The sequence below is a fragment of the Agromyces italicus DSM 16388 genome, from assembly GCF_000421545.1.
Classification (GTDB): Bacteria; Actinomycetota; Actinomycetes; order Actinomycetales; family Microbacteriaceae; genus Agromyces; species Agromyces italicus.
In genome coordinates this window covers 708,648-721,251 of record NZ_ATXF01000005.1, presented here as the reverse complement: position 1 = coordinate 721,251, position 12,604 = coordinate 708,648, and the positions used below count along the sequence as shown (strand labels likewise).

Here is a 12,604-nt window from a genome sequence, read left to right as displayed (position 1 = left end):
GGGCGGGCAGGCCCCAGCCTCAACCCAACGGCGGGTCCTCGTGCAGGTCGACATCGCCGTCGGTGAGCACCCAGCGGGTGAACCGCACGGCGAGGTCGGCTCGCATCGGCGCGCAGATCATGGGCCCGGCCTGCGCCGCTCCGCCGGTGAACGGGGCGACGCGCAGGGTGCGCCACCCGCTCGTCGCGGTTCGGGCGCGCAGGGTGATCGCGTCGCCGGCGACCCCGCCTCGGCTCGCACGGATGGTGACGACCTCGCCCACCCACTCGGGCACGGGCGCCATCGACCAGTCGCTGACGCCGTCGGTGACGACCGCCCCGAGGTGCAGCACCCCGTCGGAGACCTCGAGGCCTGCCTTCACCCACAGCTCGTCACCCGCGAACAGCAGGATGCCGGCCTGGTCGTAGAGACCGGTGAGCGCCGACGCGTCGAAGCTCACCTCGAACGCGCTCCCGGCCGGCCAGTCGGCGAGCAACCCGTGGCCGTCGTCGTGCACGAAGCCGTAGTGGGTGGTGCGCCAGTAGTCGCTGGCCTCGACGGCGGTGACGACGAGCGTGTCGCCGTCGACTCGGGTCGACGCGGGCTCCCTCGTCCATCGGCCGTCGTTCCACTCCATCGCGCGCGCAGACATGGGGATCACGTTAGCGCGGCCCCGCCGGCGAGCCCGGCCACCGCCACCGTGAGGAACACCCAGTCGTTCAGGATGTGCGCGCCGGCCGCGACCCACAGGTTCTTCGTGCGGATGAACGCGAGCGTGAAGGCGATGCGCGCCGAGCCGATGACGAGGAACGCCTGCGCGGCGTTCCAGTCGTAGGTCGGCAGGTGCGCCGCCCCGAACCACAGGGCAGAGGCGACCCATGCCAGCACCACCGCGGTCTTCCGCGAGAGGCCGCCCTTCGCGAAGAGCAGGTACAGCACCGCGAGGAACGGCAGCAGGGTGAACACCTCTTCGCCGACGAGCTGGATGCCGCTGCCCACGAACAGGGCGATGGTGTCGACTCCCCCGGCATCGCCTGCGGCGGCGATGGTCGTGTTGGGGCTCACCCGGAACAGCATCGACACGATCGCGCCGACCGTGACGGTGACGACGATGTTCAGCACGGCGAAGAACACCATCGCAAGCAGTTCGCGCCACCCCACCCGCCGGAACAAGGCCGTCCAGTGGCGTCCCGCGACGAGTGCGAGCACGGCGAGCGGGATCGCGACGAAGAGCGTGCGCGGCACGATCGCCACCACGTTGCCGGGCTGCGGAAAGAAGGTCAGCACGAGGAATCCCGCGATGCACGCCGCCCAGACCACGAGCCAGCGCCAGATCGTGAGCTCGATCGGCACCCCGTCGTAGAACGGGAAGTCGGCGCCGTCGCGCCGCTCGATCGCCGTCCCGAACCGGTCGCGGTCGGTGAGCGGGCGGATGCGCCGCCGTGCGCAGGACGTCTCGTTCGTCATTCGGCCCCTCGCAATGCCCCCAGGTCAGCCCACGAACCCCCGGAACGGGTCGTTCTCCTCCGCGCGCCGCTCGCGCTCGCGCTCAGCCGCACGCAGATCGTCGTCGAGGTCGAGCAGTAGCCCGGCCAACCTCGCCTCGCGCTCGGCCTCGTACTCCTCGTCGACCTCGATCTCGGGCCAGCCGCCGCCCCATTCGCGCGCGAGACGCGCATCGATCGCCCCGGCGACGTCGTCCCACGCCTCGGCGCGGGCCCGCTCGGCGAAGGCGGCGAGGTACTCGGAGTCGCCGCGCCTGGTCCAGAGTTCTTTCGCCACGGCGGCGTAGACCTGTTCGCGCCGACGGAGGTTCGCGGCATCCGCCCGTCGGTAATCGTGTTCGTTCGAGGCCCGGCCCTCGCGGCGCGCGGCGGCGGCGCGGTCTTCGGCGGTGCGTTCGGCGACCTCGTCGGCCTCCTGCACCAGCTCGTAGAGCACCTCGCGCGCCGCGGCCGCTGCGCGCTCGGCGTCGAAGGGCTCGTCGCCGCGCAGGGCGTGCATGACGAAGCGGTTGCGCAGAGCCATGCGGCCGGCGGACTCGGCGACGAGCAGGCCTTCGGCGAGCATCTCGTCGAAGGTCGGCGGGGTGACGTCGGGAAGGGCACTGCGGTCGAACGGCTTGAATCGCCGCTTCGCCCGCTTCTTGCCCCAGAACGGCATGGTTCCACCCCGTGAACGTCGATGTCCGACGCCGATCGGCGTCGGAGAACGAGCCTATCGCGGGTGGCCGACGCGGCGCCCGGCGAGCAGGGGTGGATGCCGCGGGGTGGATGCCGCGGCGCGGGTGTCACCGGTCGGGCGTAGCCTGCCCGGATGACGGCCATGGCGATCGACGGAGGGCGCGGCGGAGCGCACGGCGCGCGACGCTGCGGGCTCGTCGACGACGACGGCGGGGCGTGCCCGAATCCGGCGCAGCCTGCCGCACCGCTGCCGCTCTGCGCCGGGCACCTGCTCGTCGCCCATGACTGGGTCGAGCGCGAGGTGGGTGCGACCGACCTGCTGCCCGGCCCGTGCCCAGCCTGCGGTTCACGGGTGGGCGTGCGCTACCCGAGCGGCTGGATCTGCGCCGAGTGCGAGTGGCGCTACGGCGAACTGCCCGATCGCACGCTCGACGACGATCCCGTCGAGGTCGTCTACTACCTCCGCTCTCGCGACCGGGTGAAGATCGGCACCTCGGCGAATCCGCGGCGGCGGGTCGCGAGCCTGCCGCACGACGAGGTGCTCGCCTTCGAGCGGGGCGGCCGCCTGCTCGAGCGGGCCCGGCACGAGCAGTTCGCCGCGTTCCGCGGCGCAGGCACCGAGTGGTTCGAGGTGCACGAGGCGCTGCTCGAGCACATCGCTGGGCTCTCCGATGGGGTGGATGACCCGTGGTCGCAGTACGCCCGCTGGGTGAGCCGACGACTGGCGCGGCCGTCCCGCGACTGAACGGCGGTTCCTTCGTGTACGAACAGATAGCCCACGAGTCATAATGGAACCCCATGACCGAGCACAATGCATCCGCGGCAGTCGCGGGCCCCGAGGCATCCGCCCGGCCCGTCGACGACCCCGCCCCCGACCTGCTCGCCCTCGAGAACCAGGTCTGCTTCGCCCTGGCCGTCGCCGCACGAGGCGTGATCGGCGTCTACCGACCGATTCTCGAACCGCTCGGGCTCACCCACCCGCAGTACCTCGTCATGCTCGCGCTCTGGCAGCGCAGCCCGCGCACCGTGCGCGACCTCGGCGAGGCGCTCCAGCTCGAACCGGCGACGCTCTCTCCCCTCCTCAAGCGCCTCGAGGCGCAGGGGTACGTCACCCGCCACCGCAACCCGCGCGACGAGCGGACCCTCGACGTCGCGCTCACCGAGAGCGGGCGGGCGCTCCGCGAGCGAGCGCTGTCGATCCCGCCGCAGGTCGTCGACCGCCTCGGACTGAGCCTCGACGAACTCGGCGCCCTCCGCGACCGACTCACCGAGGTCATCGCCGCCGTGCAGCGCGGCGGCTGACCGCGCTACGCCTCGGGCGCCTCCTGCAGGGCCCGCACCTCGATGCGGCCGCCGAGCGCCGTCGCCGCCCGGGTGGCCCACGCCACCGCCGCCGGCTCGTCGGGCGCCTCGATCACCCAGAACCCCCCGACGTACGACGACGCTTCGACGAACGGCTCGTCGAGGACGCGCGGCGTGCCCGACGAGGCATCCACGGTCTTGGCGGTCGACGGCGGGGTGAGGCCGCCGGCGAAGACGAGGGCTCCCGCCTCTGCGAGGGCGGTGTTGAAGGCACCGACCGCCGCCATCACGGCTTCGAGTTCGGCGGGGTCGAACTCCTGCATCGACGCCATGGTCGGCTCGTCGGCGGAGTCGTGGGGCACGGTCAGGAAGTACTGGGTCATCGCTCGATCCTCTCGTCAGGGGCACCGATCGAAAGGTGCCCTCACCTGGACGTCGAACGACACTGGCCCGGATCGACAACAGCCGCAAGAGCGGTTCGCAGCCGGCGAACCCCGGTGGACTCGATTCGAAGCTGAATACGATGTCGGTGGGTGGAGAGAGCATAGATCTATGGCACAGACGTTCGACACGAGAGAGGCCGAGGCGAGCCGACTCGACCCGCTCGCCGAGATCGACCCTGCCGTGTCGGGCGCTTTCGACGGGCGCGATCCGCTCGACCTGCTCGACGCGTCCGACCTCGACGTCGCGCCGTTCGCCCTCGATGCCGGGTACGAGTTCGCCGGCATCGCCGCATCGGTCGATGCGTTCGCCGAGCTGTGCTCCGAGCTGGATGGCGCGGAGCAGGCCTGGTTCGCCGTGAATCGGGCCATGGCGGCCCAGCTCGACGCGACTCGGCGCGCGCTCGATCTCGCGGCCCGCAACCCCGCCGTGTACCTCCGGGCCGGTCAGCTCGGCGCACCCGACGCCGCCGAACTCGCGGTGCGTGCCGCAGCGACCGAACTCTCGATGCGGCTGCACGTCCCGGTCGGCACGATCCGAAACCGCGCGCACGAGGCCGCTGTGCTGCACGACCGCCTTCCAGAGGTGTGGGCGCGCTTCGCGGCCGGCGCCGCCTCGTACACCGACGCCCGGGTCGCCGTCGATGCCGCAGCCGGGTTCGCACCCGGCGACGCACGCCTGGCCGAACTCGACGAAGAACTCGCGGCGGTGATCGGCACCGTCACGACGACCAGGTTCCGGCAGCGGGCCCGCACCATGCTCGCCCGACTCGAACGCGACCGGCTCGAAGCCCGCCTCGCCCGTGCCTACGCGCAACGGCGTGTCGTCGTCGAGCACGTCGACGACGGCATGGCGTGGGTGAGTCTCTACACCTCGCAGCTCGAGGCGGCGAAGATCTCCGCGCGCCTCGACGCGACGGCCCGTCGTGATTCCGGCGCCCCCGGCGAGGTTCGCACCCTCGAGCAGCTCCGCGCCGACACCGCGACGGGCTGGCTCACCGGCGCGGGCACCCCGACCGGGGCGCGCACCGAGATCATCGTCACCGTGCCGCTCCTCACCCTCACCGGTACCGCCGGCCTCGGCGACGAGGTCGCGAAACTCGACGGTGTCGGTCCGATCGACGACACCACCGCACGGCAGTTGTTCGCCGACGCACCCTCGTTCCTCCGGCTCGCGATCGACCCGATCACCGCGGCGCCCCTCGCCCTCGATCGCACGAGATACCGGCCGACGAACGAGCAACGCCGTTGGCTCGCCCTCGTCCACGGCCGATGCACCAGGCCCGGCTGCAATCGACTCGCGGTCAGCGCCGACCTCGACCACCTCCACGACTGGCAGCACGGGGGTCTCTCGAACCCCGAGAACCTCTGCCCCGCCTGCCGGGGCGACCATCGCCTGAAACACAGCACCCGGTTCCGCCAGACCAAGAACGCCGACGACACCGTGACCTGGCACAGCCCCACCGGCCGCAGCTACACCGACCCGCCGCCCTTCTGAGCGCGGCGCCCTGCCCCTACCCTGCCCGACCGGCTCCGCCGCCTGCGGCGCCGCCTGCGTCACTCCCCGCGCGGCGGCTCGAATCCGGCGACCTCGCCGTCGGCGGTCGCGAACTTCGCGATGAGACTGGCGTCCTTTCCGCCGAGCCCCTCCTCGATGAGCCGCTCGAACTGCTCGAGCGCGATGCGCGATGCGCGCATCGGCAAACCTGCCGCCGCACCCGCCGCGAGCGCGAACGACAGGTCCTTCTCGGCGAGCACGGTCGTGAACGACGCGTCGAAGTTGCGATTCGCGGGGCTCGTCGCAACGACGCCCGGCGCGGGGTACCAGGTGCGCAGCGGCCACGACTCCCCCGATGAGACCGAGGCGACCTCGAAGAACCGCTTCGCGTCGAGCCCGAGCGTCGCGGCGAGCGCGGCCCCTTCGGCGACGCCGAGCAGCGAGACGAAGAGCATGAGGTTGTTCGCGAGCTTCGCGGCGATGCCGAGCGTCGGCCCGCCGAGGTCGAACACGTGGCCGGCCATGGGCTCGACGAACGCCCTCGCCCGGGTGACGTCGTCGGGGTCGCCGCCGAGCATGAAGGTCAACGTGCCCGCCTCGGCGCCGCCGATTCCGCCCGACACCGGCGAGTCGACGAAGCCGAAGCCTCGGCTCGCGGAGGTCTCGTGGCAGAACCCGGAGGTCTCGATGTCGACGGTCGAGGTATCGAGGAGCAGTGCGGTCGTGGGTGCGCTCGCCCAGATTCCGTCGTGGGCGCCGTAGACCTCGCGGACGTGCTCGTTGCGGGGCAGGCTCGTCATCACCGCGTCGGCTCCGTCGACCGCCTCCGCGATCGACGCGACCACCCTGATCCCCCGCTCGGCGGCGGCCGTACGGGCCGCAGGAACGGGGTCGACCCCCCGAACCGTGTGTCCGGCGGCGACGAGGTGCCCCGCCATCGGGCCGCCCATGTTGCCCAGTCCGATCCACGCGATGCTCGCCATCGTCGTCGCCTCCCGACCTCGTCGACGTGAAGTGCTCGCCATTCACGATACGCCGGGGTTGCGCGGGCCGACGCGGCGCGCCGTCGGGGCGGGCCGTCGCGGCACGCCGTCGTGGCGCGTCAGCGCGGCAGCAGCACGTCGCCCGGCACCTCGAGCCGGCGACGGCCGGCGGCGACCACCGTCGGCGGCAGGATTTCGGCGGCCACGAGCTCGGGCATTTCGAGGCCGGCCAGCCCCGCGACATCCGCCACCGGCACCTGGAAGGTGCGGAACGGGCCGAGCGGTGGCGCCTGGGCGCCGCCCGCCCGGGGCTCGCGCAGCTCGCTCGTGTCGACGAGCGGCGACTGGTCGAGCAGGAACGCGGTCGCGGCGAGCGCGCCGCCGGCGTTCCACGCGACGACCTTCCAGAACTGCAACGGCACCCGGATGCCTCGGTACCCGGGGTCGTCGTCGCCGAGCACGGGGGCGGTGAAGACACTCAGCCGCTGCGCCGTCGTCTCGGAATAGACGAGCACGTGGTCTTCGAGGCCGAGCCAGAGCTCCTTCGACTGGTTGAACCCGGCGGCCTGGGGCGCGGCGTTCGTGTAGTGGAACGTGTCGGCGTTCGCCCGCGCGGCGACGGCGGGCTCGCCCCAGACAGGATCGCGACGGCGCACGAGATGACCCCGGTCGAGGTCGTTCGCCGCGTAGACCGCGGGGCCGGCCTGCCAGTCGGCGGGCACCCGTTCGTCGAGCCGCCACTCGTCGCCGCCTCGGGCCAGATCGAGGAGCGCCGCCCCGTCGACGTTCACCCCGGTGACGCGGGCGAAGCGCCGCACCGGGTCGAGCACGAGCGAGAAGTGCACGTAGGCGAGGTCGACGCATTCGGATGTCTCGGGGCCGGGCCTCGGCCGCGGCATCGGTGCCGTCACTCCCAGGAACTGCGCGTCGAAACCCATGCGCCCAGCACACCACACACCGCCGACGCCGCGGGGGCCTGGGTTCGAGACCTCGCTTCGCTCCTCCGCAACCCGCCGAGCGGCAGAATGGCCGCATGGAACTGCTGCTGGCCGGGGTGCTCGGGCTCCTCGCCATCGCCGCCGCGACCGCGATCGGACCGAAGCTCGGCGTCGCGGCGCCGTTGCTGCTCGTCGTCGCGGGCCTCCTCGTGAGCCTGCTGCCCTCGGTGCCGCCGATCGAGATCGACCCCGAGTGGATCATCGCGGGAGTCCTCCCGCCGTTGCTGTACTCGGCGGCGGTGTCGATGCCGGCGATGGAGTTCCGCCGCGACTTCGGCGCGATCGGCGGCCTCTCGGTCGTGCTCGTCGTCGTCAGCTCGGTGCTGCTCGGGCTGCTGTTCACGTGGATCATCCCGGGCATCGACCTCGCGATCGGCATCGCCCTCGGAGCCATCGTGAGCCCGACCGATGCGGTCGCCACCTCCATCGTCAAACGCCTCGGCGTCTCGCCGCGCGTCGTCGCGATACTCGAGGGCGAGAGCCTGCTCAACGACGCGACGGCCCTGGTGCTCCTCCGTTCCGCGATCGCCGGAGCCGCGGCATCCGTCTCGATCTGGGGCGTTGCCGGGAACTTCGTCTACGCGGTCGCCGTGGCGACCGCCATCGGCGCGATCATCGGCTGGGTGAGCCTGCGAGTGCGCGCCCGCGTCTCGAACCCGACGGTGAACACGGTGATCTCGTTCACGATGCCGTTCCTCGCGTCCGTCCCCGCCGAGCTGCTCGGCGCCTCGGGGCTCGTCGCGGCGGTCGTCGCCGGTCTCATCACGGGGCGCGGGGCGGCGAAGTTCCTGAGCCCCCGGCATCGGCTCTCCGACGTGCAGAACTGGCGCACCGTCGAGCTCGTGCTCGAGGGCGCGGTGTTCCTGGTGATGGGGCTCGAGGTGACCGCCCTCGTCGAAGACGTCGAACGGGGGCACGCCGGAATCTGGAACGCGGTCGGCATCGCTGCGATTGCGCTGGTCGGGGTCACGCTGGTCCGCGCGGCGTACGTGGGCCCGCTGATCATGGGTCTCGGGCGGCGTGCCCGACGCGGTGCCCTGGTGAAGGAGCGGATTCAGTCGCTGCCCACCGACACGGCCGCGTTCGCGCTCCGCGCGGGCCGCGCACCCGATCAGGCCAGGTCGGCACGATTCCGCTCGATGCTCCGGCGCCGGGTCGCCGACATCGACTACTTCGTCGATGAATCTCTCGACTGGCGCGACGGCACCATCATCGTGTGGGCAGGCATGCGCGGCGTCGTGACGCTCGTCGCCGCGCAGACCCTGCCGGCCGACACCCCGAACCGTTCGCTGCTCGTCTTCATCGCCTTCGTCGTCGCGGTGGCCTCGCTGCTCGTGCAGGGCGGCACGCTGCCGTGGCTCGTGCGCCGGCTCGTCCCCGCCCGCGACCCCGGCGCGGGCGCCGCCGAGCGGCGGAAGCTCCGCGCACTGCTGCGCACGGCCGCGATGCGCGAGCTCGCCGAGTCGGGCGATGCGCAGTCGCGCATCATGGCCGAGCGCATGCGCGCGGCCTGGCAGGTCTCCAACGACGAGGGCGCCGGCGAGACGGATGCCGCTGACGAGGCCGAGGCCGAAGGCGCGGGCGGCGGCGGCGACCCGGCGAAGCGCTCCGGCCCCGAGGCATCCGCCCCCCGTGTCGACCCCGAGCAGGTGCGCCGCCTTCGACTGCGCATGATCGAGGCCGAGCGCGACGCCCTGCTCGACGCCCGCGACGAGGGCCGGTTCAGCGCCGCCGCGCTCAGCGCCGCCCTCGAAGACCTCGACGCCGAGCAGATCAGCATCGAGCTGAAGGGGCTCGACGGAGGCTGAGCGCCGAACCTTCGCCGGACGAACTCACACCCGACCCGCGTCATGATCCGCGCCCGCGCGCGTCTCTCAGGGAGGACCATCAGTTCTGCCGCGGAAGGGGAGGCGCCATGGCACACCACCTGGAGTTCGTGTACGGACCGCTCGGCGAGGAGACCCGCCTGGCCTGCGCCTGCCCCCGCGAGGGCAGCCATCCGCGGCCGAACTCTGCGAGCCGCGTCGCCGACGAGCTCGGCGCTGCGACCGTGGCGGCGGTGCCCGCACGACGGGGCGAGCCGTTGCGCCGGCGGCGTTCGGCACGGCATCGTGCGTGAGGGTCCGTCGGGGCGTTCCCGGTGCTCGCCGAGCGGACCGCGATCGACAGTCCGGATCTGAGAGGATCGAGTGGCGCGGGGGCGACCTCCGCCCTGCGCCGCAGAGGGGTTGTGCAGATGAACGACGTCCGACCAGGAAGCGTGCTTCCTGTTCCAGATCGCGCGTACCAGGGGCCGGTCGCGTACGACGCGAAGAAGCTCGATGAGAAGTTCCCGCCGATCGAGCCGGCGCGGCCGCCGGCCCAGGCGCCGAATGTGCTCGTGATCCTGCTCGACGATGTCGGCTTCGGGGCCTCCAGTGCCTTCGGCGGGCCGATCCACACGCCCACCGCCGAGCGCCTCGCCGGCGAGGGCCTCCGCTACTCGCGGTTCCACACCACTGCGCTCTGCTCGCCGACCCGCGCCGCCCTGCTCTCGGGGCGCAACCACCACGCCGTCGGCATGGGCCACATCACGGAGACCGCGACGCCGGCGCCGGGCTACCGCTCGACGCGACCGAACACCGCGGTGCCGCTGCCCGAGATCCTCCGCCAGAGCGGCTACAACACCGCGCAGTTCGGCAAGTGCCACGAGGTGCCGGTGTGGGAGTCGGGCCCGACCGGCCCGTTCGACCACTGGCCCGCCCAGAGCGGCTTCGAGCGCTTCTACGGCTTCATCGGCGGCGAGACGAACCAGTACACGCCCGCCCTCATCGACGGCCTCACGACCATCGAGCCGCCGACCGATCCCGACTACCACCTGATGCCCGACCTCGCCGACAAGGCGATCGACTACGTGCGCCAGCAGAAGAGCCTGACGCCCGACAAGCCGTTCTTCGTCTACTTCGCCCCGGGGGCGACCCACGCGCCGCACCACGTGCCGAAGGACTGGATCGCCAAGTACGAGGGCAAGTTCGACCTCGGCTGGGACGCGCAGCGCGAGCAGACCTTCGCCCGTCAGAAGGAGCTCGGCGTCATCGCCGCCGACTCCGAGCTGACCGCGCGCCCCGAGGGACTCCCCGCGTGGAGCGACGTGCCCGAAGAGCAGAAGCCCGTCCTCGCCCGCCAGATGGAGGTCTACGCAGCCTTCCTCGAGTACGCCGATCACCACACCGGTCGTGTCATCGACGCCCTCGAAGAGCTCGACATCCTCGAGGACACACTGATCTACTACATCATCGGCGACAACGGCGCCTCGGCCGAGGGCGGCATCAACGGCGCCTACATGCTGACCACCGCCTCGAACGGCGGCGGCCAGTTCGAGACCGTCGAGTTCTGGAAGGAGCACCTCGACGAGGTCGGCGGGCCGGAGGCGTACAACCACTACTCGGTCGCGTGGGCGCACGCGATGTGCACCCCGTACCAGTGGACCAAGCAGGTGGCCTCGCACTACGGCGGCACCCGCAACGGCACGATCGTGCACTGGCCGAGCCGCATCGCCGCGAAGGGCGAGGTGCGCGAGCAGTGGCACCACGTCATCGACCTCGCGCCGACCGTGCTCGACGTAGCCGGCCTCGCCGAGCCGCACACGGTGAACGGCGTCACGCAGGAGCCGATGCACGGCGTCTCGATGGCGTACAGCTTCGACGACGCCTCCGCCGACGAACGCCATACGACGCAGTACTTCGAACTCATGGGCAACCGCGGCATCTACCACCACGGCTGGACCGCGGTCACGAAGCACCGCACCCCGTGGGATGTCGTGTCGAAGGCCCCCGACTTCTCGCTCGACGTGTGGGAGCTCTACGACACGACGACCGACTGGACCCAGGCGAAGAACCTCGCCGCCGAGCAGCCCGAGAAGCTCGCCGAGTTGCAGCGGCTCTTCCTCATCGAGGCGGCGCGCCACAACGTGTTCCCGATGGATGACCGCGCCGCCGAGCGCATGAACCCCGCGATCGCCGGCCGGCCGACACTCGTCACCGGCGACCGCCTGCGGCTCTACCCCGGCATGGTGCGACTCGGCGAGAACGTTGCGATCAACGTGAAGAACCGCTCGTTCTCGGCGACCGCCGAGGTGGTCGTGCCCGACGACGGCTCGCTCGAGGGTGCGATCGTGGCCCAGGGCGGCCGCACCGGCGGCTGGTCGTTCTTCGCCGAAGACGGCAAGCTCGGCTTCCACTACAACTACTGCGGCCTTCAGCGCTCGACCACCCTGTCGGATGCCCCGATCGGCGCGGGCGAGCACCAGGTGCGGGTCGAGTTCGCGTACGACGGCGGCGGCATCGGCAAGGGCGGCGACGTGACGCTCTTCATCGACGGCGCGGCGGTCGGCACCGGACGCGTCGAGCACACGCACGCGCTCTACTTCTCGTTCGATGAGGGCATGGACGCCGGCTGCGACACGGGCATGCCGGCTTACGAGGGCTACAAGGTCTGGGGCGGCGCGTTCAGCGGCACCCTGAAGTGGGCCGAGGTCGCACTCGGCCTCGACGACCACAACCACCTCGTCGACCCCGATGAGCATCTACAGGCGGCGCTGCGCCACCAGTAGGCGGCATGACGGGCCTCGCGCGCTGTTCGATGAATTCCGGCAGCGCGTGGGGCCCGTTCCGTTCATCTCGTGTGCAGCGTCGCGAGGATGCCGGCGGCGACCTCGTCGCGCGAGCGCTCGGGCTCGAAGACGAGCCATTCGAGACCCGCGAGCAGCACCGCCCCGAAGACGCTCGACGCCATGATGCCCGCGCGTCCCTCCGGGACATCCGTCTCGTCGATCGCCGCCTCGAAGACGGCGAGCGCCTCGTGCCGCAGGGCGAACAGGGTCTCCTGCCAGGCCCGGTCGGTGCGGAAGATCTCGGAGGCCATGAGCTTCGCGAGCGCCGCGTTCGCCGCGATCCGGTCGAGCAGCTGCCACACGAGCGCCTCGATCGCAGGCCAGCCGCGCAGCTCGCCCTTGGCCGCACGGAGGGACTCGGCGAGCGCGCCGACCCCCTCCTGCAGCATGGCTTCGAACAGCTGGTCCTTCGAGCTGAAGTTGTAGTACAGGCTGCCCTTCGCGACCCCGGCGAGCTCGGCGACCTCGTCCATCGTGGTCCCGGTGATGCCCTTCGTCGCCGCCAGCTCGAGCGCGGCGTCGAGGATGGCGCGCTTGGTGGTGTTCGCGCGGGCCATGGTCGCTCCTCCG

At 71.8% G+C, this 12,604-nt stretch carries 13 protein-coding genes; 6 read left to right on the top strand and 7 right to left on the bottom strand.

The genetic code is table 11. From position 1 onward, the window contains the following. Positions 1-19: 19 nt before the first annotated feature. The 3 genes from H516_RS0107810 to H516_RS19060 are packed head-to-tail and all read right to left on the bottom strand — an operon-like array spanning position 20 to position 2,142. A complete protein-coding gene (locus H516_RS0107810; protein WP_026378556.1) occupies positions 20-631 on the bottom strand; it encodes a DUF1349 domain-containing protein in 612 nt (203 codons plus the stop codon). A 5-nt stretch (positions 632-636) separates the two neighbouring features. Then, entirely contained in the window at positions 637-1,446 is an 810-nt protein-coding gene (locus H516_RS0107805) for a CPBP family intramembrane glutamic endopeptidase (RefSeq protein WP_022889166.1), read from the bottom strand. A 24-nt stretch (positions 1,447-1,470) separates the two neighbouring features. Continuing rightward, positions 1,471-2,142: a hypothetical protein gene (locus H516_RS19060; protein WP_022889165.1), complete on the bottom strand. Its 672-nt coding sequence runs from the start codon at positions 2,140-2,142 to the stop codon at positions 1,471-1,473. A 153-nt stretch (positions 2,143-2,295) separates the two neighbouring features. On the opposite strand from H516_RS19060, the gene H516_RS19055 reads away from it, so the two are divergent. Together H516_RS19055 and H516_RS0107790 are read left to right on the top strand one after the other, a co-directional pair. After that, positions 2,296-2,907, top strand: coding sequence for a GIY-YIG nuclease family protein (locus H516_RS19055; protein WP_245561750.1), 612 nt, complete (start codon positions 2,296-2,298; stop codon positions 2,905-2,907). Positions 2,908-2,960: 53 nt separating this feature from the next. Then, positions 2,961-3,464: a MarR family winged helix-turn-helix transcriptional regulator gene (locus tag H516_RS0107790; protein WP_022889163.1), complete on the top strand. Its 504-nt coding sequence runs from the start codon at positions 2,961-2,963 to the stop codon at positions 3,462-3,464. 5 nt (positions 3,465-3,469) lie between these two features. Here H516_RS0107790 and H516_RS22035 read toward each other — a convergent pair whose 3' ends face one another. Further along, the gene (locus H516_RS22035; protein ID WP_022889162.1) at positions 3,470-3,847 is read right to left on the bottom strand and encodes a YciI family protein; all 378 of its coding nucleotides are present in this window, start codon (positions 3,845-3,847) and stop codon (positions 3,470-3,472) included. Positions 3,848-4,016: 169 nt separating this feature from the next. Here H516_RS22035 and H516_RS21270 point away from each other — a divergent pair, with 169 nt between their 5' ends. Next, entirely contained in the window at positions 4,017-5,402 is a 1,386-nt protein-coding gene (locus H516_RS21270) for an HNH endonuclease signature motif containing protein (RefSeq protein ID WP_022889161.1), read from the top strand. Between the two features lie 59 nt (positions 5,403-5,461). Here the strand turns inward: H516_RS21270 and H516_RS0107775 are convergent, their stop codons facing one another. Both H516_RS0107775 and H516_RS19045 read right to left on the bottom strand, forming a co-directional pair. After that, positions 5,462-6,385 (bottom strand): NAD(P)-dependent oxidoreductase, encoded by a 924-nt coding sequence (locus H516_RS0107775; RefSeq protein ID WP_022889160.1) that lies wholly within the window; start codon positions 6,383-6,385, stop codon positions 5,462-5,464. 119 nt (positions 6,386-6,504) lie between these two features. Continuing rightward, complete coding sequence (locus tag H516_RS19045) at positions 6,505-7,323, bottom strand: DNA/RNA non-specific endonuclease (RefSeq protein ID WP_022889159.1); 819 nt, start codon at positions 7,321-7,323, stop codon at positions 6,505-6,507. A 95-nt stretch (positions 7,324-7,418) separates the two neighbouring features. Here H516_RS19045 and H516_RS0107765 point away from each other — a divergent pair, with 95 nt between their 5' ends. The 3 genes from H516_RS0107765 (at position 7,419) to H516_RS0107760 (ending at position 11,974) form a co-directional block, all read left to right on the top strand. Beyond that, the gene (locus H516_RS0107765) at positions 7,419-9,191 is read left to right on the top strand and encodes a cation:proton antiporter (RefSeq protein WP_022889158.1); all 1,773 of its coding nucleotides are present in this window, start codon (positions 7,419-7,421) and stop codon (positions 9,189-9,191) included. 107 nt (positions 9,192-9,298) lie between these two features. Next, positions 9,299-9,502, top strand: coding sequence for a hypothetical protein (locus H516_RS19040; protein WP_033196837.1), 204 nt, complete (start codon positions 9,299-9,301; stop codon positions 9,500-9,502). A 117-nt stretch (positions 9,503-9,619) separates the two neighbouring features. Beyond that, positions 9,620-11,974: an arylsulfatase gene (locus H516_RS0107760; protein WP_022889157.1), complete on the top strand. Its 2,355-nt coding sequence runs from the start codon at positions 9,620-9,622 to the stop codon at positions 11,972-11,974. Between the two features lie 62 nt (positions 11,975-12,036). On the opposite strand, the gene H516_RS0107755 is transcribed toward H516_RS0107760, so the two are convergent. After that, on the bottom strand, positions 12,037-12,591 hold the full coding sequence (locus H516_RS0107755) for a TetR/AcrR family transcriptional regulator (RefSeq protein WP_022889156.1): 555 nt from the start codon (positions 12,589-12,591) through the stop codon (positions 12,037-12,039). Positions 12,592-12,604: the final 13 nt, after the last annotated feature.

Coding starts and splice junctions, on each gene's coding strand:
- H516_RS0107810 (WP_026378556.1), bottom strand. CDS start 631: ATGTCTGCGCGCGCGATGGAGTGGAACGACGGCCGATGGACGAGGGAG.
- H516_RS0107805 (WP_022889166.1), bottom strand. CDS start 1,446: ATGACGAACGAGACGTCCTGCGCACGGCGGCGCATCCGCCCGCTCACC.
- H516_RS19060 (WP_022889165.1), bottom strand. CDS start 2,142: ATGCCGTTCTGGGGCAAGAAGCGGGCGAAGCGGCGATTCAAGCCGTTC.
- H516_RS19055 (WP_245561750.1), top strand. CDS start 2,296: ATGACGGCCATGGCGATCGACGGAGGGCGCGGCGGAGCGCACGGCGCG.
- H516_RS0107790 (WP_022889163.1), top strand. CDS start 2,961: ATGACCGAGCACAATGCATCCGCGGCAGTCGCGGGCCCCGAGGCATCC.
- H516_RS22035 (WP_022889162.1), bottom strand. CDS start 3,847: ATGACCCAGTACTTCCTGACCGTGCCCCACGACTCCGCCGACGAGCCG.
- H516_RS21270 (WP_022889161.1), top strand. CDS start 4,017: ATGGCACAGACGTTCGACACGAGAGAGGCCGAGGCGAGCCGACTCGAC.
- H516_RS0107775 (WP_022889160.1), bottom strand. CDS start 6,385: ATGGCGAGCATCGCGTGGATCGGACTGGGCAACATGGGCGGCCCGATG.
- H516_RS19045 (WP_022889159.1), bottom strand. CDS start 7,323: ATGGGTTTCGACGCGCAGTTCCTGGGAGTGACGGCACCGATGCCGCGG.
- H516_RS0107765 (WP_022889158.1), top strand. CDS start 7,419: ATGGAACTGCTGCTGGCCGGGGTGCTCGGGCTCCTCGCCATCGCCGCC.
- H516_RS19040 (WP_033196837.1), top strand. CDS start 9,299: ATGGCACACCACCTGGAGTTCGTGTACGGACCGCTCGGCGAGGAGACC.
- H516_RS0107760 (WP_022889157.1), top strand. CDS start 9,620: ATGAACGACGTCCGACCAGGAAGCGTGCTTCCTGTTCCAGATCGCGCG.
- H516_RS0107755 (WP_022889156.1), bottom strand. CDS start 12,591: ATGGCCCGCGCGAACACCACCAAGCGCGCCATCCTCGACGCCGCGCTC.